General features: G+C 43.7%; 24 protein-coding genes and 1 tRNA gene. 21 read left to right on the top strand and 4 right to left on the bottom strand.

The features are described from left to right. Positions 1-3 precede the first annotated feature (3 nt). The 14 genes from OW255_RS14305 to OW255_RS14240 all read left to right on the top strand — a co-directional run bounded on the left by OW255_RS14305 (position 4) and on the right by OW255_RS14240 (position 13,265). A complete protein-coding gene (locus OW255_RS14305; protein ID WP_024838327.1) occupies positions 4-987 on the top strand; it encodes a transglutaminase-like domain-containing protein in 984 nt (327 codons plus the stop codon). Between the two features lie 31 nt (positions 988-1,018). Then, positions 1,019-2,071 (top strand): type II secretion system F family protein, encoded by a 1,053-nt coding sequence (locus tag OW255_RS14300; RefSeq protein WP_268114450.1) that lies wholly within the window; start codon positions 1,019-1,021, stop codon positions 2,069-2,071. Positions 2,072-2,083: 12 nt separating this feature from the next. Further along, a complete protein-coding gene (locus OW255_RS14295) occupies positions 2,084-2,422 on the top strand; it encodes a hypothetical protein (RefSeq protein WP_024838325.1) in 339 nt (112 codons plus the stop codon). After that, positions 2,419-2,910, top strand: coding sequence for a DUF4860 domain-containing protein (locus OW255_RS14290; RefSeq protein ID WP_024838324.1), 492 nt, complete (start codon positions 2,419-2,421; stop codon positions 2,908-2,910). The genes OW255_RS14295 and OW255_RS14290 overlap by 4 nt, the downstream gene beginning before the upstream one ends. Beyond that, positions 2,903-3,313 (top strand): hypothetical protein, encoded by a 411-nt coding sequence (locus OW255_RS14285; RefSeq protein WP_024838323.1) that lies wholly within the window; start codon positions 2,903-2,905, stop codon positions 3,311-3,313. The genes OW255_RS14290 and OW255_RS14285 overlap by 8 nt, the downstream gene beginning before the upstream one ends. A 12-nt stretch (positions 3,314-3,325) precedes the next feature. Then, the gene (locus OW255_RS14280) at positions 3,326-3,820 is read left to right on the top strand and encodes a hypothetical protein (RefSeq protein WP_024838322.1); all 495 of its coding nucleotides are present in this window, start codon (positions 3,326-3,328) and stop codon (positions 3,818-3,820) included. After that, on the top strand, positions 3,817-4,884 hold the full coding sequence (locus OW255_RS14275) for a type IV pilus twitching motility protein PilT (protein WP_024838321.1): 1,068 nt from the start codon (positions 3,817-3,819) through the stop codon (positions 4,882-4,884). The genes OW255_RS14280 and OW255_RS14275 overlap by 4 nt, the downstream gene beginning before the upstream one ends. Before the next feature lie 62 nt (positions 4,885-4,946). Continuing rightward, a complete protein-coding gene (locus tag OW255_RS14270; protein ID WP_024838320.1) occupies positions 4,947-5,900 on the top strand; it encodes an L-lactate dehydrogenase in 954 nt (317 codons plus the stop codon). A gap of 178 nt (positions 5,901-6,078) precedes the next feature. Beyond that, a tRNA-Thr gene (locus OW255_RS14265) sits at positions 6,079-6,151 on the top strand. 78 nt (positions 6,152-6,229) lie between these two features. Further along, complete coding sequence (locus OW255_RS14260; RefSeq protein WP_268114449.1) at positions 6,230-8,779, top strand: transglycosylase domain-containing protein; 2,550 nt, start codon at positions 6,230-6,232, stop codon at positions 8,777-8,779. A gap of 136 nt (positions 8,780-8,915) precedes the next feature. Continuing rightward, the gene (gltX, locus tag OW255_RS14255) at positions 8,916-10,376 is read left to right on the top strand and encodes a glutamate--tRNA ligase (protein ID WP_268114448.1); all 1,461 of its coding nucleotides are present in this window, start codon (positions 8,916-8,918) and stop codon (positions 10,374-10,376) included. 69 nt (positions 10,377-10,445) lie between these two features. Next, positions 10,446-12,290: an ATP-dependent helicase gene (locus tag OW255_RS14250; protein WP_268114447.1), complete on the top strand. Its 1,845-nt coding sequence runs from the start codon at positions 10,446-10,448 to the stop codon at positions 12,288-12,290. Between the two features lie 13 nt (positions 12,291-12,303). Beyond that, positions 12,304-12,831 carry a cob(I)yrinic acid a,c-diamide adenosyltransferase gene (locus OW255_RS14245; RefSeq protein WP_268114446.1) on the top strand — a complete coding sequence of 176 codons (528 nt, stop codon included), beginning with the start codon at positions 12,304-12,306 and terminating at the stop codon, positions 12,829-12,831. Positions 12,832-12,932: 101 nt separating this feature from the next. Beyond that, positions 12,933-13,265: a DUF1292 domain-containing protein gene (locus OW255_RS14240; RefSeq protein ID WP_024838315.1), complete on the top strand. Its 333-nt coding sequence runs from the start codon at positions 12,933-12,935 to the stop codon at positions 13,263-13,265. 49 nt (positions 13,266-13,314) lie between these two features. On the opposite strand, the gene OW255_RS14235 is transcribed toward OW255_RS14240, so the two are convergent. Further along, positions 13,315-13,893 (bottom strand): hypothetical protein, encoded by a 579-nt coding sequence (locus OW255_RS14235; protein ID WP_268114445.1) that lies wholly within the window; start codon positions 13,891-13,893, stop codon positions 13,315-13,317. 103 nt (positions 13,894-13,996) lie between these two features. Between OW255_RS14235 and OW255_RS14230 the strand changes: the two genes are divergently transcribed. Then, on the top strand, positions 13,997-15,400 hold the full coding sequence (locus OW255_RS14230) for an RsmB/NOP family class I SAM-dependent RNA methyltransferase (protein WP_268114444.1): 1,404 nt from the start codon (positions 13,997-13,999) through the stop codon (positions 15,398-15,400). Here OW255_RS14230 and OW255_RS14225 read toward each other — a convergent pair. Beyond that, on the bottom strand, positions 15,363-16,283 hold the full coding sequence (locus OW255_RS14225; protein ID WP_024838312.1) for an RluA family pseudouridine synthase: 921 nt from the start codon (positions 16,281-16,283) through the stop codon (positions 15,363-15,365). The two genes, OW255_RS14230 and OW255_RS14225, sit on opposite strands and share 38 nt — an antisense overlap. Before the next feature lie 87 nt (positions 16,284-16,370). Here OW255_RS14225 and OW255_RS14220 point away from each other — a divergent pair, with 87 nt between their 5' ends. Both OW255_RS14220 and OW255_RS14215 read left to right on the top strand, forming a co-directional pair. Beyond that, positions 16,371-16,640, top strand: coding sequence for a U-box domain-containing protein 56 (locus OW255_RS14220; RefSeq protein WP_268114442.1), 270 nt, complete (start codon positions 16,371-16,373; stop codon positions 16,638-16,640). 37 nt (positions 16,641-16,677) lie between these two features. Beyond that, positions 16,678-17,556: a YitT family protein gene (locus OW255_RS14215; RefSeq protein WP_024838310.1), complete on the top strand. Its 879-nt coding sequence runs from the start codon at positions 16,678-16,680 to the stop codon at positions 17,554-17,556. Here the strand turns inward: OW255_RS14215 and OW255_RS14210 are convergent. Next, the gene (locus tag OW255_RS14210; RefSeq protein ID WP_268114441.1) at positions 17,547-18,788 is read right to left on the bottom strand and encodes a DNA polymerase Y family protein; all 1,242 of its coding nucleotides are present in this window, start codon (positions 18,786-18,788) and stop codon (positions 17,547-17,549) included. The two genes, OW255_RS14215 and OW255_RS14210, sit on opposite strands and share 10 nt — an antisense overlap. A 114-nt stretch (positions 18,789-18,902) precedes the next feature. Here OW255_RS14210 and OW255_RS14205 point away from each other — a divergent pair, with 114 nt between their 5' ends. Both OW255_RS14205 and OW255_RS14200 read left to right on the top strand, forming a co-directional pair. Further along, positions 18,903-20,216 (top strand): D-alanyl-D-alanine carboxypeptidase family protein, encoded by a 1,314-nt coding sequence (locus OW255_RS14205; RefSeq protein ID WP_268114440.1) that lies wholly within the window; start codon positions 18,903-18,905, stop codon positions 20,214-20,216. A gap of 66 nt (positions 20,217-20,282) precedes the next feature. After that, entirely contained in the window at positions 20,283-21,131 is an 849-nt protein-coding gene (locus OW255_RS14200; RefSeq protein ID WP_268114439.1) for a tyrosine-protein phosphatase, read from the top strand. 124 nt (positions 21,132-21,255) lie between these two features. On the opposite strand, the gene OW255_RS14195 is transcribed toward OW255_RS14200, so the two are convergent. Then, positions 21,256-22,845: a potassium/proton antiporter gene (locus OW255_RS14195; protein WP_024838306.1), complete on the bottom strand. Its 1,590-nt coding sequence runs from the start codon at positions 22,843-22,845 to the stop codon at positions 21,256-21,258. Between the two features lie 143 nt (positions 22,846-22,988). Between OW255_RS14195 and OW255_RS14190 the strand changes: the two genes are divergently transcribed. Beyond that, positions 22,989-23,840, top strand: a complete 852-nt coding sequence (locus tag OW255_RS14190) for a YitT family protein (protein ID WP_268114438.1) — start codon at positions 22,989-22,991, stop codon at positions 23,838-23,840. Between the two features lie 129 nt (positions 23,841-23,969). Continuing rightward, positions 23,970-24,524: a hypothetical protein gene (locus OW255_RS14185; protein ID WP_024838304.1), complete on the top strand. Its 555-nt coding sequence runs from the start codon at positions 23,970-23,972 to the stop codon at positions 24,522-24,524. Positions 24,525-24,780 lie beyond the last annotated feature (256 nt).

The following is a 24,780-nucleotide window of genomic DNA, read 5'->3' as shown; positions in this document are numbered from 1 at the left end:
AAGATGAAAAAAAGTGGTGCGGTATTTGCAGCGGCATTTGCAGCCGTTATGGTCTACATTGCTGGCTTTGGGCCGGAAGGGTCTATCTCTGCATCAGAAAATACAAAGGAAAGCATTGAATGGAAAACAGTTGTCAGTATTAAAGATGAAGCAGTTCCTTTGGCTTCCAAGCCTGCTGGTGGCAACGTGAAGGTTCCTACAGCATCTGGAACGGTTACGTTTAGCGGCAATTCGGTAACGGTTGATGCATCCAATACAAGCCATGGATATGTTATGGTCCAGTATACGGGCAGTGCAGCAAAGATTAAGGTACAGGTCATTAAAAGCGGTGGTGAGACTTATACCTATGACCTAAATGCCAGATCCGCCTATGAGGTATTTCCTTTAACCGAGGGTAATGGAACCTATACCCTGCGGGTTCTGGAGCAGGTACAGGGGACTCAGTACGCTATTAAATACAGCAATCAGCTACAGGTCAGTCTTTCCAATGAATTTGAACCATTTCTATATCCAAACCAGTATGTGAATTTTACAGCTGGAAGTGCAGTGGTATCAAAAGGAGCTGAACTTGCAGCATCAGCACCGGATTCTCTGGGAGTTGTGACCAATGTCTATAACTACGTGGTGAAAAGCTTTACCTACGATACAGCCTTGGCTAATTCCGTTCAGACCGGATACCTTCCTGATGTTGACCAGGCTTTGGCTAAGAAAAAGGGAATCTGTTTTGATTATGCGGCTGTTATGACTTCCATGCTGCGCTCTCAGAATATTCCTACCAAGCTAGTCGTAGGGTATACCGGAAGTCTTTACCATGCATGGGTGAATGTCTATATCGAGGGACAGGGCTGGGTGGACAATGTCATTTACTTTGACGGTTACGACTGGAAGCTCATGGATCCTACCTTTGCCTCCTCTGGCGGGAACGATCCTGCGATAAAGCAATATATAACCAATAGCTCCAATTATAAAGGAAAATACACTTACTAAAGAAACCATATAGAAAAAGGAGAAACGGTATATGGCAAAGAGTGCGAGAAACATTTATTCTTCCAGAGAAATTTCCGCTTTCTGCCTTCAAATATCCCTTCTTCTTCATGCTGCAATCCCTCTTGACGAGGGATTGTCTGTTATGGCGGAGGATGCGGTATGGGGAGAAGAGAAAAAGATCCTGCTTTCCATGGCAGAGGAAGCGGAGCTTGGCATTCCATTTTCAAAAGTGCTGGAACAGGCAGGAGTCTATCCGCCTTATGTAATCCGTATGGTCAGGGTTGGCGAAGAAACCGGTAATCTGGATAAGATTATGGAATCCCTTGCCGAGTATTACGATAAAGAAGATGTGCTCTACAAAAACATAAAACATGCCCTTACATATCCCATCATCATGATTACCATGCTTCTTGTTGTATTGCTGGTTTTATTTACCAAGGTCATGCCTATATTTGAAGGCGTATACCGGCAGCTGGGGGCAGAGATGCCGCCGGCTTCTCTTGCTGCTGCAAGGCTTGGTGGAATCTTCAGCGGAGCGGCTCTTTTATTAGGCGGTGTGCTGGCAATGGCTGTTTTCATCGTATGGCTTCTTGGGAAAAAAGGAAAAAAAGTCCCAGCAGCAGAAAAGTTCATTTGGTGGATCAAGAAGAATAATAAAATTGCTCTGTCTACGGCAAAGCGCCGTTTTACCTCTGTGTTATCCCTTACCTTAAAAAGCGGTCTGGATCTGGAAAAAGGCATGGAGCTGGCTGGTCAATTGGTGGATCATAAGATTGTAGAAGAAAAAATCAATCAGTGTTCCTTTGAACTGGAATCAGGGGCGACATACTATACAGCCATGAAAAATACAGGTTTGTTCACAGGATTTTATGTACAGATGATTAAAGTGGGAACGAAAAGCGGTCGTCTTGACAGTGTGATGGCGGAGATTTCGGACAAGTACGAGGAAGAAGCAGATACTGCCATGGAACAGATGATTAACCGTTTTGAACCAACGGTGGTAGCTGTGCTTGCCATATCCGTGGGACTCATTTTACTTTCAGTCATGCTGCCGCTTATGGGTGTATTATCTGCCATTGGTTAGGAGGAGAGATTATTGAAGCTTAAAAATTCCCTGAAAGAAATTTCAGGCAGCCTTCTTACCCTGGCGATTTTCCCTTGTATGATCGGGGCCTTCATAATAGGGATTTTATTTTTCTCCAAACGGGCAGATGCAGAGGGAGCAGATACTCTCCGGGACGCGATTCGGAGGGCCTCGGTACAATGCTATGCCATTGAAGGAAGATACCCCCCTAGTGTGGAATATTTAGAAGAACATTACGGAATACAGATTGACAGAGAAAGATATGATGTTTTTTACAGTGGCTTTGCCTCAAACTTCATGCCAGATATTACAGTCAATCTTCATGAATCAGCACCAGGAGGTGGCAAATGAGCGGGAGCATGGATAAAAGAAGCCGGATGACCGGCGCTCTTTTCACTCTGATACTGTTTCTGGTGTTTGTATTAAGCGCCCTGTTTCTGGTTCTTATGGGCGGAAAAGTGTATGAGAATATCAATCACAGAATGGAAGCTGCTTACCGGGAAGATGTGGCGTTAAGCTACATTGCCAATAAGGTAAGACAAGGCGATGAAGCCGGCGGTGTGTCTGTGAAAGAGGTTTCAGGCACCACAGTTCTGGAAATCAAGCAGGTCATTGAGGATTCTGTCTATGTGACGGATATTTACTATCAGGATGGAAAACTGTGGGAGCTGTTTTCCCAGGAAGGAAGCGGCCTTTCCATTGGAGACGGCAACGAGATATTATCATGCAGTCCGGTCACCATGGAGATGAACGACGGGCTTCTTCATATAAAAACAGAGGGAACAGAGGGCGGCTCCCTCTGGTTTACCTTAAGAAGCAAAGGAGCACAAGATGAATAGAAAAAGTCATTCTGGCGTATTCCTTATGGAAATGATAGGCGTCGTTTTTTTCTTCCTCCTTTGTGCCGGAATATGTACCCGGATCTTTACAAAGGCTGATCTTATAAGCCGGGAAGCCTCTGACTTAAACCGGGCAGTTATCATAGCCCAAAGCTCTTGTGAGGTGTTTAAGGAAAAGGGGAAAGAGGGACTAAAGGAAGTATTTGCCCTGAAAGAAAGCGGTTCCAATGAAGAACCAAGCCGAATGGAATTTGATAAAAATGGAGAATCCATGACCAGTGGTCAGGCTGTATTTTCTGCTGAGGCAGATTTTCAGGAAACAGATGAGATGGTCCTGACGATAAAAAAAGGTGAGAAAATCCTATATACCCTTACTGTGAATCGCCATGAAAACGGCAGCTGATGGAGGTGAACCATGGCAAAACAGGAAATCAGATACAGAGCTAACATCGGAGGCCCTTCCCTTATATTAATTTTTATTGTGATGTGCCTTGTGACGTTTGGAATGCTCTCCTTAAGTGCAGCCAAAAGTCAACGTGAGCTTGCAGAGCGTAATGCTTCAGCAGTAAAAGAGTATTATTTGACAGACAGTGAGGGAGAAGAGTTCTACCAGATGGTCTTGGAAGAAGTGAAAGAGATAAAACGAAGCGCTCCAGAGCCTGGGGACTATGAGGAACTTTTGGCACAAGAGCTTGGAGATTATTATCTGCCGGAAGAAGGGATTGTAACGACCCAGATTCCAATGGCTCATTCCCAGGCTCTCTCCATAGAACTCTCACCCAGCTTTTTGGGAGAAGGCCAGGTTTGGGTGCGTAAATGGAAGGTGATTCAGACCGAGGATTATACGGTTGATACATCCATGCCCGTTTATCATGGGGGAGAATCAGATAATCAGGAGACTGGAAAATGAAGGTAGTGGATTTATTGAATGCTGCTGTGGCTAAGAATGCATCGGATATCTTTCTTGTGCCAGGTATGCCTTTTTCCTATAAGATAGGAAGCAGAATCGTATATCAGAATGAAGAAAAACTGTTTCCGGCCCAGATGGAGACTTTAATTGAGGAACTGTATCAGCTGGCTGGAAACAGGAACATGGATAAAGTAAAGGAGCATGGAGATGATGACTTTTCCTTTGCCCTGCCAGGTATTTGCAGATTCCGCTCCAGTGTATTTCGCCAGAGGGGTTCTCTGGCAGCTGTAATCCGTGTTGTCACCTTTGATCTGCCGGATTATAAGGAACTCCATATTCCTGAAACCATTATGGATGTTGCCAGAATGACGAAGGGGTTTGTGCTGGTGACAGGTCCGGCTGGAAGTGGTAAGACCACGACTCTGGCCTGTATCATTGATAAGATCAACAACACCAGGAACGCTCATGTAATCACCCTGGAAGATCCTCTTGAATATCTGCACCGTCATAAGCAGAGTGTGGTGACCCAGAGAGAAATCACTACGGATACAGACAGTTATGTGACAGGCCTGCGGGCAGCACTGAGGCAGGCACCGGACGTCATTTTAGTTGGAGAGATGAGAGATTACGAGACCATTCGAATTGCCATGACGGCAGCGGAAACGGGCCATTTGGTGATTTCTACCCTTCATACGGTGGGAGCCGCCAATACCATTGACCGTATCATCGATAGCTTTCCGCCCAATCAGCAGCAGCAGATTCGTATGCAGCTTTCCATGGTGGTTCAGGCCGTTATCTCACAGCAGCTAATTCCAACTGTAGACGGAGGTGTTGAGCCGGCGTTTGAAATCATGTTTTTTAATAATGCAATTCGCAATATGATCCGTGAGTCAAAGACCCATCAGATCGATTCTGTCATAGCAACCGGGCAGACAGAAGGGATGGTATCCATGGATGCCAGTCTCTTAAACTTGTACCGGGAAGGAAAGATCACCAGGGAACATGCAGTTATTTACAGCAGCAACAGTGAATTAATGGCGAAAAAGATTGATCGGGGAATGTAAGGAGTATACTTTCCTGTTCAAGCGACAAAATAACTATAACAATGACAGGAGCGTGTTAGATGATGAGAACAGATAAAAGAAAAGTTGCATTAGTCGGCACAGGTATGGTGGGAATGAGCTATGCTTATTCCATGTTGAACCAGGGTGTCTGTGATGAATTGGTATTAATTGATATTAACCGTAAACGTGCAGAGGGTGAAGCCATGGATTTAAATCATGGACTTGCTTTTTCTGCCTCTCATATGAAAATTTATGCAGGGGAATACAGGGACTGCTCCGATGCAGATATTGTTGTAATCTGTGCGGGAGTAGCTCAGAAGCCGGGAGAGACAAGGCTTGATCTTTTAAAGCGCAATGCTGCGGTATTCCGTTCCATTGTGGAGCCTGTGACAGAATCTGGCTTCAATGGTATCTTCCTTGTGGCCACAAATCCAGTGGACATTATGACGAGGATTACCTATTCCTTATCCGGCTTTAATCCTAAGCGGGTCATCGGAAGCGGAACCACGCTTGATACCGCAAGACTTCGGTATCTTCTTGGGGAGTCCTTAAGGGTAGACCCACGAAATGTACACGCTTATGTAATCGGAGAGCATGGAGACAGTGAGTTTGTTCCCTGGAGCCAGGCTATGATTGCGACAAAACCAATTTTATCTCTTTGCGGATCTGGCGGAGAAGAAGATATGGTAAACCGAGAGGAATTAAAGCGCATTGAAGAAGAGGTGCGTACAGCGGCATATAAGATTATAGAAGCAAAGCAGGCCACCTATTATGGAATCGGTATGTCTCTTACCAGAATCACAAGAGCCATTTTAGGAGATGAGAACAGCGTGTTTACCGTATCCGCCATGCTTCGCGGAGAATATGGACAATCTGAGGTATATGCAGGCGTTCCCTGTATCATCAATAAAAATGGAATTCAGCGGGTTCTTACTCTATCTCTTACAGAGGATGAGAAGGAACGGCTTGATAATTCCTGTAATACCCTTCGGGAAAGCTTTGAAGGTATCTTTTAAATAGGGACATTTTTAGAAAGAGGGAGGGAGTGGCTTACCTTTCCCCTCCTCTTTCCACTTGCCTATCTATGTAAAATTTTGTATATTTTTGTATTTAAGTAAAAAATTAAAAATATTATTGACAAAGATATTATCCCATGCTATGATATACGAGGTTCGAGGTAAGAACCATAAAGATGCTGATGTGGCACAGGTGGTAGCGCACCTCATTGGTAGTGAGGAGGTCACGGGTCCGAGTCCCGTCATCAGCTCTGAAAACAAACGGGAAGTCTTAGTTAAGAGACTTCCCGTTTTTGTCATATAAAAAGTAAAAGAAGGAGGCACATGATATGAAGAAACAAAGTAAGAAGAAAAAAACAAGATGGTCCGTCTTTTTAAAGCCCATAAAAGTGATTCTTTTTACGTTTCTGGCGGTTATGGTCTTAGGGTGCCTGGCCGGCGGTGCCGTATTTTTAAAATATCAGGATGAGATTCTGGCTTGCAAAGAGAAGGCAGATTCCATCATGAGTAAGACAAGCAAGACGGATTTTTCTCAGCCAACGGATACGAGAGTATACGATTCTTCCGGTACTCTTATAGGAACGATTAACTCTGGTCATTATGAGTATGTACCGATTACGGGTATTAGTGAGAACCTTCAAAATGCTTATGTCGCTCAGGAGGACAGGCGGTTCTATAAGCATCACGGAATTGATTACCAGGGTCTTTTAAGAGCTGGTCTGGTGTTTATAAAGAATAAGGGAGTTTTTACCCAGGGAGGCAGTACCATTACCCAGCAGGTAATTAAGAATACATACCTGTCACAGGAGAGGACCTTCCAGAGAAAGCTTACGGAGTTCTTTGCGGCACCTCAAATGGAGAAGAAGTATACAAAGCCGGAGATTCTGGAGTTTTATTGTAACACCAACTTCTATGCCAACCGGTGTTACGGTGTATCAGAGGCAAGCCGTTATTATTTTGATAAGGAAGCCAAAGACTTAACCATTTGGGAAGCAGCCACCTTAGCAGGAATCAGCAACAATCCGTCAAAATATGATCCGGTTGCTCACCCTGAAGCTTCTCAGAAGAAGAGAAATCAGATTATCAACAGTATGGCTATCTGTAAGTTCATTACAGAAGAGGAAAGTGAAAATGCCAAGGCCCAGCCAATCACTGTTGCTAAGATCTACGAACCTGGAATGAAAGAGAATTATCAGACCAGCTACGCCATTCATGCGGCGACCTTAGAGCTGATGAAGAATGATGGGTTTGTATTTAAGTACGTATTTAATAATAAGGCATCCTATGATGCCTATAAGGAACAATATCAGGAAGTTTACCAGACGAAAAGTGATATGATCAGAAACGGCGGATTTGAAATACATACCAGCCTTAATACGGACATTCAGAATTTACTTCAAGGCATGATTGATGACAGGCTTAAGAAGTTTAAAGAGGTTCAGGAGAATGGGAAGCTTGCTCTTCAGGGCGCGGCTGTTTGTGTGGATAACAGAACCGGTTACGTGGTAGCCATTGTAGGTGGCCGGGGAACAGATGATGAATATAACCGCGGTTTTCTAAGCAGACGCCAGCCTGGTTCCACCATTAAGCCGTTAATTGATTATGCTCCGGCTTTTGAAAGCGGATTTTATTACCCTTCCAGACTGGTCAATGACAATCTTTTCGATAAAGGCCCTAAAAACAGCGGGGGCAAGTATTTTGGTCCCATCTCTGTAAGAGAAGCCCTGAACCGAAGCTTAAACACGGTAGCCTGGCAGGTGCTTGCTGACATCGGTGTGGATAAGGGAATCGGATATCTTGGAAAGATGCATTTTAACGGTTTAAGCTATCTGGATAACGGCAACACCAGTATGAGTATCGGTGGTTTTACAGAGGGCGCAAGAGTCGTTGATATGGCAAAAGGCTACGCGGTTTTAGCGAACAAAGGAATGTATAGCAGCAAATCCTGTATCACCAGCATTCAAAGCCAGTATGATGGTGAGATTTATAACCAGAGTCAGGCCGATGAACGGATTTTTACAGAAGATACGGCATATATGATCACCGATGTTTTAAAGGGAACTCTTGATAAGCCTTATGGAACAGGATATGGCCTTGGCCTTACTGTTCCTGCCGCAGGTAAGACGGGAACCACCAACAGCAACAAAGATACCTGGTTCTGCGGATATACCAAGTATTACACCACTGCCATTTGGGTAGGCTATGACACTCCAAAAGCAATGCCTGGGGTCTATGGAAAAACTTATTCCGGAAGGATCTGGCATGATTTTATGGCTGAAATAAACAAAGACCTTCCTGCGCTTGACTGGGATATGCCGGCAACGGTCTCACTTTCAAACGTTGACTCCATTGGAGAAAAAACGGATAAAGAAACAGGAAGAAAAGATCTGTTTTCATCGGTAGCAGAAGCAGCCGCAAGGGCGGATGCCGGAAGGTGGCAGCAGGAAGAAGAACGTAAGAAGCTGGAATCTCAGTCTCAAAAGAACGCAGAAGCTGCTCAGCAATCACAAATGGCTGCAGATCAGGCCGCGGCTGCCATTCAAACCATTATTAACGAATTTAATGGGCTCCAGTACCGTGACAGCACAACAGATGAAAAGATAAATACGGCTCACAGCCTCCTTGACCAGTTAGCAGGAACAGAATACTACGATAGTTTAAGCCCGCAGCTCGAGGCTGCCATTAACCGTGTCATGTCTCTGCCCAAAAAAGAAGAGTCAGGGACAAAGCCACAGGAGGTGGGTCCTGGAGTCACAAGGCCTTCTGAAACCACAACTCCTGTATTTCCTGGAGATATGGAGCCGGGAGGAGGAGATGGACCTGATCAGGGTCCAGATGGCTCTGATTACGGTCCCATCCAGGTGGAGCCTGGAATGTAATCGAATATAATTGGTTCAAAACATTGTTTTTTCCTGTTGTTGGGTATATAATGGGCTATGCGGCAACCAGGTTTGCCTCATAGCCGGTCAACAGGACCGGCCATCATAAGAAAGAAGATATAGGAGTGTGTTCACAATGAGTAAAATAAGAACAAGATACGCACCGAGTCCTACAGGCCGCATGCACGTAGGAAATTTAAGAACTGCAATGTATGCTTACCTGATTGCAAAACACGAAGGCGGCGATTTCCTTCTCCGCATTGAAGATACGGATCAGGAGCGTTTTGTAGAAGGCGCGGTCGAGATCATTTACAGAACCCTGGAAGAGACCGGTTTGATTCATGATGAAGGTCCGGATAAAGACGGAGGCGTGGGCCCCTATGTCCAGAGTGAACGCCATGAAACCGGTATCTATCTGGAATATGCGAAAAAATTAATTGAAAAAGGGGAAGCGTATTACTGCTTCTGTAACCAGGAAAGACTGGAGACTTTAAAACGAACCGTAGATGGACAGGAAATCATGACTTATGACAAGCACTGCCTACACCTCACAAAGGAAGAGGTAGAAGAAAAGCTTGCATCAGGAATTCCTTATGTAATCCGTCAGAATAACCCAACAGAAGGAAAAACAACCTTCCACGATGAGATTTACGGAGATATTTCCGTAGACAACTCAGAGCTTGACGATATGGTACTGATTAAATCTGATGGGTATCCGACTTATAATTTCGCGAATGTAGTAGATGACCATTTGATGGGTATCACTCATGTGGTGAGAGGCAATGAATACTTATCCTCTTCTCCGAAATATAACCGCCTTTATGAAGCCTTTGGCTGGGAGGTTCCAGTATACGTTCACTGTCCTCTCATTACCAATGAGGAGCATAAAAAGCTAAGTAAGAGAAGCGGACATTCTTCCTACGAAGATTTAATTGAGCAGGGCTTTATCTCTGAGGCTGTGGTCAATTACGTGGCATTGTTAGGCTGGTCCCCGGAAAGCAATCAGGAGATCTTTTCTCTGGAAGAGCTTGTTAAGGAATTCAACTACCATAACTTAAGCAAATCTCCGGCTGTGTTCGACATGACAAAGCTTAAGTGGATGAACAGCGAATATATGAAATCCATGGAATTTGATGCGTTCTATCAGCTGGCAGAGCCATATGTAAAGGCAGTGATTAAAAAGGATTTAAATTTAAAAAAGATTGCTTCTATGGTGAAAACAAGAATTGAAGTATTCCCTGACATTGCAGATCATATTGATTTCTTTGAAGCCTTACCGGAATATGACCTTTCCATGTATACCAACAAAAAGATGAAGACAAACAGCGAAAATTCTCTTGCATTACTGAAAGAGGTGCTCCCAATCCTGGAAGCACAGGAGGATTACAGCAATGACGCTCTTTATGCTGCTCTCTCTAAGCATGTGGCAGAAAAGGAATATAAGACCGGCTTTGTTATGTGGCCTATTCGTACCGCAGTATCAGGAAAACAGATGACTCCTGCTGGTGCGACGGAGATTATGGAGGTTCTTGGCAAAGAGGAATCCTTAAACCGAATCCGCAAAGGAATAGAGCTTTTAAGCAATCAGGCTTTATAAATAATAAAGGGAAGCAGAGGTTCCGGTTAAGTCCGGGCCCCTGCTTTTTTTATCACAAGGGAGGATATCATGGAGGAACAGGTCATGTACGAAGGAGCACAAAAAGAAGCCATCCTTCATTATAACGGCCCTATGCTGGTCCTTGCCGGGCCTGGGTCAGGGAAAACATTTACCATCACTCACCGCATCTGCCATCTGATTAAAGAGCGGGGGGTAAATCCAGCCAATATACTGGTAATCACATTTACCAAGTCAGCAGCAGGAGAGATGAAGGATCGCTTTGAAAGCCTTATGGGAGGGGAAACCACCTCAGTAAGCTTTGGAACCTTTCATGCTATTTTCTTCCGGATTCTAAAATTCGCCTACCGCTACGATGCCAGAAGCATTGTAAGGGAAGAGCAGAGAATTCAGTACATAAAAGAGGAAATGGACCAGTGCAGCATGGAGGTAGAAGATGAAGCTGAATTTGTCTCCTCCATCCTAACAGAGATCAGCTCTGTAAAGGGAGAGATGATCGGGCTTGATCATTACTATTCCAAAAACTGCTCGGAAGAAAATTTTAAGCAGCTCTATCTGGGGTATGAGAACCGGCTGCGTAAGGCAGGACTCATAGATTTTGATGATATGCTTGTGATGTGCTATGAATTATTTACCCAGAGAAAGGATATTTTGGAGGCATGGCAGAAAAAATATCAGTACATATTAGTCGATGAGTTTCAGGATATCAACCGGGTACAGTATGAAATAATCCGGATGTTAGCAGCTCCTGAAAATAATCTCTTTATCGTAGGAGATGATGACCAGTCCATATACCGGTTTCGGGGAGCAAAGCCTGAAATTATGCTGGGCTTTGAGAAGGATTATAAGGATGCCAAAAAGGTATTGTTAAATATAAATTTCAGAAGTACCAAAGATATTGTAACCACGGCAGGGAAACTGATCTCCAACAACGAAATGCGGTTTCCAAAGAATATTGTGACAAAAAAAGGGACAGGAAAGCCAGTCATCACTAGAATGTGGCAGGATCCAAAAGAGGAAACCTCTGAAATTGTCCAGGAAATCATGGCTTATAAAAAAGCAGGCTTTTCCTGGTCTGACATCGCTGTCCTTTACCGCACCAACATGGGACCTGGACTTCTGATAGAAAAGCTGATGGAATACAATATACCATTTTCCATGAGGGATTCCGTTCCCAATCTTTACGACCACTGGATCTGTAAGAACATTATGGCCTATATAAAGGGTGGGCTTGGTGACTTAAGCCGGGCCAATGTGTTTCAGTTCTTAAACCGGCCAAACCGGTATATCAGCCGGGATGCTTTGGAAGGACCAGTTATAAACTGGGAATCCATTAAATCCTTTTACCAGGACAAAGGCTTTATGGTGGAACGGGTGGAACAGATGGAATATGATCTTAGAATGCTTAAGACCATGGACCCGGTCGCTGCCATAAACTATATCCGGAAGGTGATCGGATATGATGATTATATCAGAGACTATGCCCAGTACCGGAGAATGAAGCCGGAGGAGCTTTTTGAGGTTCTGGATCAGCTAAAGGAAAGTGCAGCTAATTTTTCTACCTATGAGAGCTGGTTTCTTCATATGAAAGAATATGGAGAGGAGTTAAAAGCTCAGGCTATGAAACGGGAACAGAGCATCGACGGGGTTGCCCTAATGACGATGCACAGCTCTAAAGGGCTGGAATATCGGATCGTATACATCCTGGATGCCAACGAAGGGGTGACTCCTCATCAAAAGGCTGTACTTCCTGCGGATCTAGAGGAGGAGCGGCGGATGTTTTATGTGGCTATGACAAGAGCAAAAGAACGGCTTCACGTCAACTATGTCCGGGAACGATACAGCAAAAAGCAGGAGGTATCCCGCTTTGTAAGAGAATACTTAAAACAGGAATAAGAGAGGAGAATGGATGATGAAGTCCTGTATACACATTTATTGCGGTGATGGAAAAGGGAAGACAACGGCAGCCATAGGCCTTTCTGTGCGGGCCTCAGGGTGTGGGAAGAAAGTACTTGTCACCCGCTTTTTAAAGACGGATCATTCGGGTGAAGTGAAGGTTTTAGATGCCATACCTGGAATTACGGTTACACCCTGTGAACGAAGCTTTGGCTTTTTTACCAGAATGACAGAGGAACAAAAAAAGGAAGCAGCAGTCTATTATTCCCAGCTCCTTGCTTCTACCTTAGAAAAGGCTGTTAATGAAGAATATGATCTTTTGGTCATGGATGAGATCATGGCAGTATGTAACTATGGATTGGTAGATGAGGAAGTGGTCCGAAAGTTTCTGGTGGATCGTCCGAAAGGACTGGAGGTTGTCCTTACGGGAAGAAATCCATCAAAAGAGCTTACGGATCTGGCTGATTATGTATCGGAAATTCATAAAATCAAACATCCTTATGATCAGGGCTTAAATGCGAGAAAAGGAATTGAATATTAAAATCAAAATACCTTGATTTTTCCTAAATTGTCTGTTAGAGTGGAGGCAGACATACACGTATGTCTCCACAACTAGATTAATTGAAAAAGAGAGGTATCAAGATGGCACAGGATGCTAATTTAGAGCACGACGAGATGGAATCCCAGGAGGAGATGACTGTAACACTTACCTTGGATGACGGATCAGAGCTGGAGTGCGTAGTACTTACCATTTTTACAGCAGGGGAAAGAGACTACATCGCACTTCTACCAATGGATGGCCCTGAGGCAGAAGAAGGAGAAGTATATCTATATCGTTATTCTGAAAGTGAAGACGGACAGCCAGATCTTCAGAATATTGAAGATGATGATGAATATGAGATCGTTGCAGATGCCTTTGACCAATTACTGGACGAAGCAGAATATGATGAGCTGGTAGGCGAAGACGAGGAATAATCGTATGAAAGCCGGGGCATGTCCTTTTTGGGCAGGTCCCGGTTTTGGATTATAGGCCTTCTGGCCACCTGATATATATTCTGGGAGATTTTATTTTGCTGTAGAGTCTTTGAAGCAGGGCAGAGCAGGAGAGAATGAAAAAGATTTCAAGTGCTGTGCTTACAATGCCTGAGATTACGAGTAGAACAGCGGACATCATGGTAATTCCTATCATGCAGATCAGATAAGGGCGGTAGTCCTCCTGATTCATACAGTAAAGCTTCCAGATAACCATATAAAGACAGATAAGCAGAGAAAAGGAAGCCATAAAGGATAAGACCACGTGAAGCACGGACTGAAGCGGCTGTGATTCCGGCAGATAAGGGGTCAAAACTCCAAGAGCCAGAAATAACAGGGCTGCCATGCTAAAAGCTTTTTCCTTTTCGTTCCGTGGAAGGTTTAAGATGATTCTTTTTAATACGCAGTAAAAATAAGTCCCTACAATAATGCCCCAAAGAAGGAACAGATTTTTCCGGCCAGATATATTTCCGAGAACGGAAAAATTCATGGTGAACCAATCGGTTCCCCATGCAAAAAGCAGGGTATATAAGGGGATAATGACGTAAGCGGTTAAAGATATTAAGAGCATGCGAAACCTCCTAAAGTTTATCTCCTAATATTGTGTCAAAAACTGATGAAAATAACAGCAAATACAAAATATTTTATAAAATATACAAGTTAGAGGAAAAACGATGATTCAATTACCCGAGGCATTCAGGGAAAAAATGAAACGACTACTGAAAGAAGAATACGATTCTTTTATTGATAGCTATGAGATGGAACGGGTTCAGGGACTAAGAAGGAATCCCATAAAGATCACCCAGGAGGAGTTTGAACGCCTGTCCCCCTTTCACTTAAAAAAGATTCCCTGGGTCAAAGAAGGATATTACTACAGCGGCCAGGAACGACCGGGAAAGCATCCATATCATGAGGCAGGCCTTTATTATATTCAGGAGCCCAGTGCCATGGCCGTGGTGGAGCTTTTAGATCCAAGACCAGGAGAGACCATACTTGATTTATGTGCAGCGCCTGGGGGAAAGACAACCCATATCGCCGGCAGACTGAAAGGAGAAGGATTTCTGGTCAGCAATGAGATTCATCCTGCCAGAGCTAAGATTCTTTCCCAGAATGTGGAGCGCCTTGGCGTTAAAAATGGTGTGGTAACCAACGAAGATTCTCATAGCCTGTCTCAATACTTTCCTGAATTTTTTGACCGGATTGTGGTAGATGCCCCTTGTTCTGGAGAAGGAATGTTCCGAAAGGATGAAGCAGCAAGACTTCAGTGGTCTCCAGATCATGTGAATCTCTGTGCAAAACGTCAGGGGGAGATTCTTTTAAATGCCGCAGCAATGCTGAAGCCTGGCGGTGTACTGGTTTATTCCACCTGTACCTTCTCTCCAGAAGAGAATGAGCAGGTCATCGAAGAATTTCTATTATCCAATGATGATTTTTCCATTGAGGATATGGGAGAACGTCAGGGGCTTTCTGAGGGCCGCCCGGAGTGGAGTAAGACTGGCCGGAAGGATTTAAAGAAGACTTTTCGCATCTGGCCTCATAAGACAGAAGGAGAAGGCCATTATCTGGCTGTATTAAAAAAAGCAGACCGGGATAGTGGTAAGATCAAGAGAACAGAACCGGAGTACTGTAAAGATGCGTTGATCATAAAGGAAGCGGAGAAGTTCTTTCAGGATATTCTTGTTGATCCGGCTTCCTATCTCATTCGCAAGGAATACATTCTCTTTGGAGACCAGTTATATCTCATTTCTCCGGAGATGATTCAGTTTAAAGGCATGAAAGTCCTGCGGCCAGGTCTTCATATCGGAACGATAAAAAAGAACCGCCTGGAGCCTTCCCATGCATTGGCTCTCGCTTTAAAAAAGGAAGAGATCAGGCAATGGGTAGATCTGCCGGCGGCTGGCGGTGAAATCATACGGTATCTAAAAGGAGAAACTCTCTCAGAAGATGGGCTGTCAGGAGCCCAGCTTGAGAAAAAGGGCTGGGTTCTTATGAATGTAGATGGATATTCCATTGGATTTGCTAAGCTGGCGGGTGGAATTCTTAAAAATCATTATCCCAAAGGCCTTCGGTGGATGTAAAACCTAAAAACTTCATATCTTCCGGAATGGGTGCCTCAAAGAACAGGGGCACCTTTTTGATTGGATGAAGAAAGCTTAGACGAAAGGAGTGGAGTGCCTGGCGTTTGATATACCGGTAATCGGGGTGATATAAAAAATCACCTGGAAGAGGAAATCCAATGGACTTTAAGTGAACCCGGATCTGATGAGTCCGTCCAGTCTCAAGCTTAAGCCCTGCCAGGGAGTGATCCGATGCAGAGTCGTAATAGAGCCGCCGATAGTGGGTACGGGCTTCCTCTCCTCCCTGACCGGTACAGCGTTCAATGGTGGAACCATCAACCCGGCTTATAGGGGCATCTATGATTCCCTGTTCCGGGAGTTTCCCGCAGACAACTGCAAGGTATCTGCGGCTGATCTCACGTTTTTTAACCATATCAGACAGAATGCATGCGCTTAACGGATTTTTTGCCAGGATCAAAAGTCCTGTGGTATCCCGGTCCAGCCGGTTTATGGCCCGGTATATAAAGTTCTCCCCCTTTTCTTTAAAGTAACAGGCAATGCCGTTGGCTAGAGTATTATCAAAATTTCCCTGTGAAGGGTGAATTGGGACGCCGGCATCTTTATTCACAACCAAAAGGTGTTCATCCTCAAATACGATATGAAGAGGCATTTTTGTGGGAACAATGTTTTCAGAACTATCTTCTTCTGAGATAAAGACGGAAAGTATTTCTCCTTCTTTTAGTTTATGGGTGGTATAGACAAGGGTTTTGTCAATGGTCAATCCGTTTTCTGTATTCCGCAGGTGGCGGATGAGCTTCTGAGAGTAGCCCTGTTCCAGAAGAAACCGCTCCACCGTTTTATCAGTTTGGGTATTACTCATAGGATAAGTCATCGTCATTTTCATAAAGGGATTTTACCATGGTGCAATGGGATTGACAAGAAAAAACGAAAGGTTATAATTAGGGTGTAGAAAACAAAGGAGGACATTTTTATGTTCAATCAGGATATTTACGATTTGCTGGAAGCAGAATTCGAAAAGAACCACATCGAAGAAGACGTGGAGGAAGTGTTGCTGGATTTATCGGAGGCTTTGGCAGACAAAGGAATTATGGATAAACAAATCACTTTAAAGGAATCCTATGGTAAGACGGCTATTGAAGCGGTAGGAATCTGCTCAGAGGAAGAGGATGAAGTTACCGTATTGATCAAGCAGGTAAAGATAGGCAATAAAGAATTTGAAATTGAGGATTATTTTCTATAATCCATAATCAGCCAGAGGAAATGGAGGCGGCTTACTTATGAAGGTATTTCGGCAGGAATACTCGCCAAAAGAATTAGGAATTGACTTGTTGTGCGACATAGCGGGAGCATTTTTATTTAATATTGGTATCTATAACTTTGCCTTAAATGCAGAGTTCGCACCGGTAGGTGTTTCCGGTATTGCATTGATACTTCGCCACTTATTCGGTCTGCCTATGGGAATCATGACCATTATCTTAAACATTCCCATTGTGCTTGTAAGCTATAAGCTTCTTGGCAGACGCTTTTTGCTCCGTTCCATGAAAAGCATGGTCATCTTTGCTCTGGTGCTGGACTACATCGTTCCTTATCTACCAGTGTATAATGGAAATCCACTTTATGCCTCAGCCTGTACCGGTATCTTTACTGGTTTAGGCCTTACGATCGTCTATTTGAGGAACTGCTCCACTGGAGGAACCGATTTCCTGGTCATGGCCATACGTAAGATATTTCCTCATTTTACCATCGGTCAGATCTCACTTGTCATTGATGCCATTGTCATACTTTTAGGCGGTCTTGTGTTCCGTAATGTTGATGCGGTCATTCTTGGCCTCCTTTCCTCTATCGTGACCACCATGGCCATTGATAAAATCATGTATGGACTGGGTGCAGGAAAACTGGTCTTTGTCGTGACGGATCATGAACGTGAGGTGGCCCTTCGCATCGAAGAAGCCACCGGAAGAGGCTGTACCTTTCTTCATGGACAAGGCTCATTCTCATTAGATGACAAGAAAATCGTGATGTGCGCCTGTAACAACAGCCAGGTGGTTCCCATACGTAGAGCCATTCATGAAGTGGATTCAGGTGCGTTTCTAATCATAACGGATTCCAATGAAGTGTACGGGGAAGGCTTTAAGGAAATTGGCGGTCAGTGGTAATGCTTCTCTTTTCCGGATACATGGTCAACGATGCTGTCTTCTTTTAAAAAGCTGGCTCTTTTTACACTGTCCGTTCCAAATTTATTACGTATGGTGTCAACTGCCTTTTCCATCTCTTTTCTCTTTCTGGACTGCTCCGATTCAAATAAATTCAGCTGGCAGTATCCTTCGTCCGTAATTTTAGTGGTACGGACACCGATCAGGCGCAGAGGAGTCTTGTCCCAGAAATCCTTTATCAGTTTACAGGCGGTCTCATAAATGATGGACGTAGAATCCGTAGGATTGTTTAATGTCATCTGATGAGACTGGCTGTGAAAATCCCAGTCTTTTATCTCCACACAAACACAGTCACACAGCACGCGGTCCTGACGGAGTCTGGCCCCTACGGTTTCACATAAAGACAGTAAAACCTGGCAGGCAGCCTCTAAATCGTCAATATCCCTGGAAAGGGTGGTGCTGTTTCCGTATCCTTTATTCAAGGGCTCCCGTTCCTCTACAGGCTCATGATCAATCCCACAAGCGTAATTATGAATGAGAATGGCATATTTCTCTCCAAGAAGGTGCTTTAAGTAACTGACCTTACAGGCAGCCAGCTCCCCGATGGTGTGAATGCCAATGCTTTTCATTTTTTTTCTGGCGGAATGCCCTACAAAAAATAACTCTCCAATGGGAAGGGGCCACATCTTTTTCTCGATTTCATGGGAGAACAGAGTATGGCACATATCTGGCTTTTTAAAGTCTGAAGCCATCTTAGCCAGAAGCTTATTCGGTGCAATTCCTATATTTACGGTAAAGCCAAGCTCCTTAGCCACTCGTTCCCGTATCTGATTGGCTACGGTAAGAGGAGGTCCGAATAAGTGAATGGTGGAAGTCATATCAAGGAAGGCCTCGTCAATGCTGAATTTTTCAATATCAGGTGTGTAGTCGGACAAAATGTCCATGAGCTGCCGGGATTTTCTGATATAAGTATCAAAGTGAGGCGGTACGATCTTAAGCTCAGGACATTTTTTTAAGGCATGAACGAGAGGTTCTCCAGTGGTGATCCCATATTTTTTTGCTGGTATGGATTTAGCCAGAACGATTCCATGTCTTGCTTTTTCATCGCCTCCTACTGCGGAGGGAATGGTGCGTAAGTCAAGAGCTTTTGGGTCTTTTTCCAGTCGGTCTACAGATTCCCAGCTTAAAAATGCAGAATTAACATCAATGTGAAAAATCAGTCGGTTTTGTTCCATGACAGACTCCTTTCTTATGATTCTTATTATACCGAAAATACGTTCGAAAAGTAAAGGGAATATTTAAAAAAACTATTGAATAGGATAAAATAAAGTCAAGCGGGAGGCTCTTTCATGAGGCATGTCATAAGAGCATTTCTGGCGGCCGCCTTTGTTCTGCTTCTGGTACTAGGAACTGTGGTGTTTCAGCTGAAAGAAACAAGGACTGTCAATGGAAAAGTAACAGTAGAAGAAGATAAAGTACAACAGTCCGTCCAGACAAAGGATGAATTAAACCTTTATGCTCAGTCTGCGGTATTAATGGATGCCTCGACGGGCCGCGTCTTATATGGGAAGAATGAGGACATTATTCGTCCCATGGCAAGTACAACAAAGATTATGACCTGTATTATCGCCCTGGAGTATGGAAATCTTTCCGATGAGGTAATTGCAAGTCAGAATGCAGCATCTCAGCCAAAGGTTCATCTTGGAGTTTACAAAGGAGAAAAATTCCTTTTAAAAGACCTTCTTTACAGCCTGATGCTGGAATCCCACAACGATGCTGCAATGATGATTGCAGAGCATGTGGGCGGCAGTATGGAGGGCTTTGCCCAGATGATGAATCAAAAGGCAAGAGATTTGGGATGCAGCAATACATATTTTATTACGCCAAATGGACTGGACGCCAAGGAAGAAAAAGATGGACAGGTGAAAGAGCATTCCACTACTGCGGCAGACCTTGCCAGAATCATGAATTACTGTATCGGACAGTCTCCGAAAAAAGAGGAATTCTTAGAGATCACAGGAACCCAGAATTATTCCTTTCAGGATCTGGACCGAAAAAGAAATTTCAGCTGCATCAATCATAATGCACTTTTAAACTCTATGAACGGCGCCTTTTCCGGAAAAACCGGTTTCACTGGAGGAGCCGGATATTCCTATGTGGGGGCCTTAAAAGACGATGGAAGAGTATTTACCATCGCACTATTAGGCTGCGGCTGGCCGCCCCACAAAACCTACAAGTGGTCCGATGCCAGAAAGCTGTTCCAGTACGGACTGGATCGTTACCGTTATAAAGATGTATTTCAGGAGACCCGATTTGATGATATATATGTAAAAAATGGAGTCCCCACATCCGGACGGCTGGAAGACCCGGTCATGATCTCCTGTGGAATCAGTGATTCTGAGGAGAAAAGCTTAAAAATGCTTTTGGCTGATGATGAGAAAATAACGGTGGAGGCAGAAATTCCAAAGGAATTAAAGGCACCTGTCACAAAAGGTCAGACCGTTGGGTCCGTGGTATACCGATTAAATGGAGAAGTATTAAAAAGCTATCCAGTTTGTTTGAAGGAGGGCGCAGACCGATTGACCCCTCTTTGGTATGCAAAGACCATTATAAAAGATTATCTGTCCATGCCAGGTGTTAAATCAATATTTCCTTTCTATTAGAAAATCCTTATGTTATACTGGAGAGAGTTACTGTCAGTGTGATTGCGATTGGAGGATGACATAAAGATGAAAGAATCAGAAATTAACAGCTACGGACGAATCCGTCTTGAGAAGCTTCCCAATACAAGAGATTTGGGTGGAATTAGGACCATAGACAAAAGGAGCATTCTTCCCAGAAGGCTGATACGAAGCGGCACCTTATTTGAAGCCACGACTGGTGATATTCAGATTCTGTCTGAGGAATGTAGAGTTGGTACTGTCATTGATTTTAGAACAGAGACAGAACGTAAGCAAAAGCCTGATCCGGAGATTCCGGGAATATTAAATATATTCAATCCCATTCTTGATGAAAAAACAGTAGGCATTACCATGGAAGAAGAGGAAGCAAAAGAGAAAAAAGAATTATTTTCAGGAATTATTAATCATGCGGCGTCCCTTGGAGGGAAACCGGAATCATATATCACAAAGCTTTATGAGGATCTTGTACTCAGCGATTCTGCAGCAAAGCAGTACGGCCGTTTCTTTGATTTGTTATTAGAAGCGGATGACCGGGCTGTGCTCTGGCACTGTAGTGCAGGAAAAGACCGGGTAGGAATTGGAACAGCACTCTTATTATCGGCACTGTCCGTGGACCGTGAGACCATTGTAAAGGATTTTGTGCTGACAAATGCTTATGTGATGGATGGGGCAGAAGCGGTAGCCACCATGGTCAGAAAGAGTACCGGAGACCATGTACTGGCTGACTGTGTCCGTGTTCTCTTAACGGTATCGGAAGAGTATATTAATCAGGCATTCCATGCCATTGATTCCTGCTACGGTACCATAGATTCCTATCTTACAAAACGGCTTGGTCTGTCTGAGGAAAAAAAGAATCTGTTAAGACAAAAGTTTCTAACTGCCGGTTTGGCGGAATAAAAGATTCCTATAAAATAAAAATCACCCTGATTACAAGCCATTTTAATGTCTTGCGGTCAGGGCATTTTTGTAAGCAGCTTAAAGCTTATGTCTGATATTATCGAATGGTGGCCAATGATTTATCTTAAGCATTTAAAATAAGACAATCCCCATCCTGCAGAAAAGTCTGCCCGTCTGGTATCAGTGTCTTACCAGCCCTCCGAACAAGAAAGATTAAGGTATCTCCAGGCAAGGTCAGCTCGCTGATCTTTTGGTCCACCCAAGGGTGATATGGTCCAATCTGTACTTCTCGAAGCTTCATGTTGTTATCTGTATACGCAGGGGTGTTTAAGATAATGGAATCATCTGCAAGAACCATGGTGTCACCCCTTGGTATCAGAGTTTTACCATCTCTTATGATCATCACCGCCATCATCCCGTTTGGAATGACAATATCCTTTAAGGTCTGATTGATCCAGGGATGCCCCTCGGGCAGCCGGATCTCGGTCAGATTAACAGCCGGATCCTCGCTGTAATCGTTAAAGGTACGAAAGATATTGTCGGTAGCTCCGATTACGTTCAGTTTTTTTGCCATCCATGGAAGCAGAGAACCCTGAATGGAAACAGAGAGGAGACAGACGCAAAAAACAATATGAAAAATATCAAGCTCTAAGGCAGATGGGCTCAGTACGGCAAGTATGGCAAATACGATGGAGACTGCACCTCTAAGACCAGCCCAAGAGATAAGGAGCTGCTGGCGGATTGGCACTTTAAAAGGTGTCAGAATACAAAAGACCACCAGAGGTCTGGCGATAAAAAGCATGAATGCCCAGATACCCAGAGAGGGCAGGATAACAGGAGTGATTCTGGAAGGGAAGCATAATAGACCGAGAAGGAAAAACAATACGATCTGCATCATTCCGGTGATCCCGTCAAAGAAATGAACCATTTCCGCTTTGTAATGTATCTTGCTGTTTCCTATTATAATACCGGCAATGTATACGCTTAAAAATCCATTTCCGCCCACGGAATTGGACAAGCCATAGGTCAAAAGAGCCACGGAAAGGCCAAAGATAGGAAGCATCTCCCTGGACCTGAAATGTTCCATGCGGAAAATAAAATATCCTGCACAGCCTGCAATCGCTCCGAAAAGAAGTCCGAATAAAACCTCTTCTCCAAAGATAATGCCTACAGAAGCAGGAGAACTTTTCCCATTCATGATTCCAAGAACAATAATGGTAAGCATATAGGAAACCGGGTCATTGCTTCCGCTTTCTACTTCAAGAACAGATGCCATGCCATTGACTAAATTCAACTTTTTAACTCGTAATATGGAAAATACGCTTGCGGCGTCCGTTGAGCTTAAAATGGAGCCAATTAAAAATCCTTCAAGCAGGGTGGTTTTTAAAACGAAGTAACAAAAGAACGCGGTCAGAACAGCCGTGAGAATCACGCCTAAGCTGGAAAGTATAATAGACTTGGCGGCTACCGGCTTTGCTTCGTGCCAGTTGGTACAGAATCCGCCGTAGAACATGATGAAAATCAGTGCGATGGAGCAGATGGTTTCAGAAAGTGCATAGTCAGAAAAGTTGATTCGAAAGATGCCGTCGGTACCAAACATCATGCCCAACAGGATAAAAAGAAGCAGTGACGGAACGCCGATGCGGTACGATAAGTTACTTGCCAGAATGCAGAGAATGCAGATGATGGCGGCTACGATTAGGTATATTTCCATGAATTCCCTCCTTGATTTCGATGTCTGTAAACAAGTATAACATAAAATTCCAGGATAAGAAAAGAAGAAAATAAATTGTAGAAAATAAAAACACGTGATATAGTATGTATGTTTCTTACATAAGGGAAAGGAAGTATTATGGTATGGATATTAAAAAAATAGCGACAGTTATGGCGGGTAATACCATATATGCCCTGGCAGTTTCTCTGTTTATTCTTCCGGGCGGTTTGATCACTGGTGGTACGACCGGACTTGCGCTGGTGGCTTACCATCAGTTTCATATACCGGTAGCTGCTTTTGTGGCGGTCTTTAATATAATCATGTTTGCAGCCGGAGTCATGGTACTTGGGAAAGCATTTGCATTTACTACATTGATCAGTACCTTTTATTATCCATTTATTCTCGGAATCTTTGAGCGAATCCTGGGAAGTGGAAGGGTGACCGATGACCGTATGCTGGGGACCGTATTTGCAGGGCTATTAATAGGAGCAGGAATCGGTATGGTTATTCGGGCCGGAGCGTCTACCGGAGGCATGGATATCCCGCCTCTGATCCTAAATAAAAAAAGGCATTTGTCTGTTTCCGTAACCATGTCCGTGTTTGACTGTTTGATCCTTTTTTCCCAGATGATCTTTTCTAATAAGGAACAAATTCTTTATGGAATTCTGCTGGTACTTATTTATACCATGGTTCTTGATAAGGTGCTTTTAATTGGAAGGAATCAGATGCAGGTCAAGATTGTCAGCGAAAAATATGAAGAAATCAATCAGATGATCCAGGAGAAAATGGACCGGGGAACCACTCTTTTAGGGAGTGAAGGCGGTTATTTGAGACAGGCGTCCTTTACCGTGCTTACCGTGATTTCAGGAAGGCAGCTGTCTAAGCTCAATGATCTGGTGATGAGTATTGATCCCCAGGCCTTTATGATCATAAATCAGGTAAATGAAGTAAGGGGAAGAGGCTTTACTCTTCATAAAGAATACAGACGAAGATAAGAAGAAATTACGGATTCTTACAGAATACAGTCTAAGGTTTACAGTTTTGAAAACTCTATTGACTTACATTCTTTTCAGGTGCTATACTGTGGCCGAAGAAAAAGACAGGACGCAGGGAGGAACCAGGAAATGATCAGGAATAAAACCAGTTGTATCTGTTTTGCCATTTGTATGGCGGCAGTGTTAATAACTGGCTGCGGCAGCAGGAAAGCTGTAGATTCCGTCGGGACCCCAGGGATAACAACGGAATCAGAAACTGCGGCCAACGAAATGGATAAAGCCATGATACAGGAAGATGTTTCAGCAGACGAAGGCCAGGAAGGGCCGGGAGCAATGGAAAGCAGCGAAAGTCCGGGAACGGATAAAAAGTCAGAGGCATTTGCAGAGAAGGTTCAGGAAGCAATTGCTGACCGGGATCTGGAGGCGCTGGCAGACTTATTATTATATCCATGTAAATTTATTAGCATGGATAAAGAAACCATTGTATTTGAAAAAAAAGAAGATTTATTAAAGCTGAATCCTGATATGATATTTGGAGATGATTTAATGGTGGCGGTAGCTAACGTGGATACAGGTTCCCTTAATACCAAAGATGAGAAAATCGTTCTTGGGGAAGGCGAATCCAGAATCACATTTCAGACAAGCCAGGATGGAAGCATAGGAATAATAGAAATCAAAGAATAGCTATGTTAAATTTTAACAAAATTTATTGTCGAAAATATACAAAACGCCGGATATCTCGACATATTACGTCAAAATGATTAGCAACCACGAGAACAGGGAACTATTAATTGTGAAAACCACATAGTTTCCTGTTCTTTTTTTGTTAAAAATAGCTTGTAAATCATCAGGTTACATTATACAATTATAATCGGCAGAAATTAGTGTTAATTATAATTCTTCGGTTTCCTATCGGATAGAATTATATATTTATTACAAA

It is taken from the genome of Lacrimispora xylanolytica (assembly GCF_026723765.1).
Classification (GTDB): Bacteria; Bacillota; Clostridia; order Lachnospirales; family Lachnospiraceae; genus Lacrimispora; species Lacrimispora xylanolytica.
This window is presented reverse-complemented; position numbering and strand designations above follow the sequence as displayed.

What these genes read in the sequence shown, in the direction of transcription:
- OW255_RS14205 (WP_268114440.1), top strand. Translation starts at nt 18,903, where the DNA reads ATGAGGCATGTCATAAGAGCATTTCTGGCGGCCGCCTTTGTTCTGCTT.
- OW255_RS14280 (WP_024838322.1), top strand. Translation starts at nt 3,326, where the DNA reads ATGGCAAAACAGGAAATCAGATACAGAGCTAACATCGGAGGCCCTTCC.
- gltX (WP_268114448.1), top strand. Translation starts at nt 8,916, where the DNA reads ATGAGTAAAATAAGAACAAGATACGCACCGAGTCCTACAGGCCGCATG.
- OW255_RS14235 (WP_268114445.1), bottom strand. Translation starts at nt 13,893, where the DNA reads ATGCTCTTAATATCTTTAACCGCTTACGTCATTATCCCCTTATATACC.
- OW255_RS14225 (WP_024838312.1), bottom strand. Translation starts at nt 16,283, where the DNA reads ATGAAAATGACGATGACTTATCCTATGAGTAATACCCAAACTGATAAA.
- OW255_RS14185 (WP_024838304.1), top strand. Translation starts at nt 23,970, where the DNA reads ATGATCAGGAATAAAACCAGTTGTATCTGTTTTGCCATTTGTATGGCG.
- OW255_RS14275 (WP_024838321.1), top strand. Translation starts at nt 3,817, where the DNA reads ATGAAGGTAGTGGATTTATTGAATGCTGCTGTGGCTAAGAATGCATCG.
- OW255_RS14305 (WP_024838327.1), top strand. Translation starts at nt 4, where the DNA reads ATGAAAAAAAGTGGTGCGGTATTTGCAGCGGCATTTGCAGCCGTTATG.
- OW255_RS14300 (WP_268114450.1), top strand. Translation starts at nt 1,019, where the DNA reads ATGGCAAAGAGTGCGAGAAACATTTATTCTTCCAGAGAAATTTCCGCT.
- OW255_RS14245 (WP_268114446.1), top strand. Translation starts at nt 12,304, where the DNA reads ATGATGAAGTCCTGTATACACATTTATTGCGGTGATGGAAAAGGGAAG.
- OW255_RS14215 (WP_024838310.1), top strand. Translation starts at nt 16,678, where the DNA reads ATGAAGGTATTTCGGCAGGAATACTCGCCAAAAGAATTAGGAATTGAC.
- OW255_RS14270 (WP_024838320.1), top strand. Translation starts at nt 4,947, where the DNA reads ATGAGAACAGATAAAAGAAAAGTTGCATTAGTCGGCACAGGTATGGTG.
- OW255_RS14290 (WP_024838324.1), top strand. Translation starts at nt 2,419, where the DNA reads ATGAGCGGGAGCATGGATAAAAGAAGCCGGATGACCGGCGCTCTTTTC.
- OW255_RS14200 (WP_268114439.1), top strand. Translation starts at nt 20,283, where the DNA reads ATGAAAGAATCAGAAATTAACAGCTACGGACGAATCCGTCTTGAGAAG.
- OW255_RS14230 (WP_268114444.1), top strand. Translation starts at nt 13,997, where the DNA reads ATGATTCAATTACCCGAGGCATTCAGGGAAAAAATGAAACGACTACTG.
- OW255_RS14210 (WP_268114441.1), bottom strand. Translation starts at nt 18,788, where the DNA reads ATGGAACAAAACCGACTGATTTTTCACATTGATGTTAATTCTGCATTT.
- OW255_RS14240 (WP_024838315.1), top strand. Translation starts at nt 12,933, where the DNA reads ATGGCACAGGATGCTAATTTAGAGCACGACGAGATGGAATCCCAGGAG.
- OW255_RS14260 (WP_268114449.1), top strand. Translation starts at nt 6,230, where the DNA reads ATGAAGAAACAAAGTAAGAAGAAAAAAACAAGATGGTCCGTCTTTTTA.
- OW255_RS14285 (WP_024838323.1), top strand. Translation starts at nt 2,903, where the DNA reads ATGAATAGAAAAAGTCATTCTGGCGTATTCCTTATGGAAATGATAGGC.
- OW255_RS14250 (WP_268114447.1), top strand. Translation starts at nt 10,446, where the DNA reads ATGGAGGAACAGGTCATGTACGAAGGAGCACAAAAAGAAGCCATCCTT.
- OW255_RS14195 (WP_024838306.1), bottom strand. Translation starts at nt 22,845, where the DNA reads ATGGAAATATACCTAATCGTAGCCGCCATCATCTGCATTCTCTGCATT.
- OW255_RS14190 (WP_268114438.1), top strand. Translation starts at nt 22,989, where the DNA reads ATGGATATTAAAAAAATAGCGACAGTTATGGCGGGTAATACCATATAT.
- OW255_RS14220 (WP_268114442.1), top strand. Translation starts at nt 16,371, where the DNA reads ATGTTCAATCAGGATATTTACGATTTGCTGGAAGCAGAATTCGAAAAG.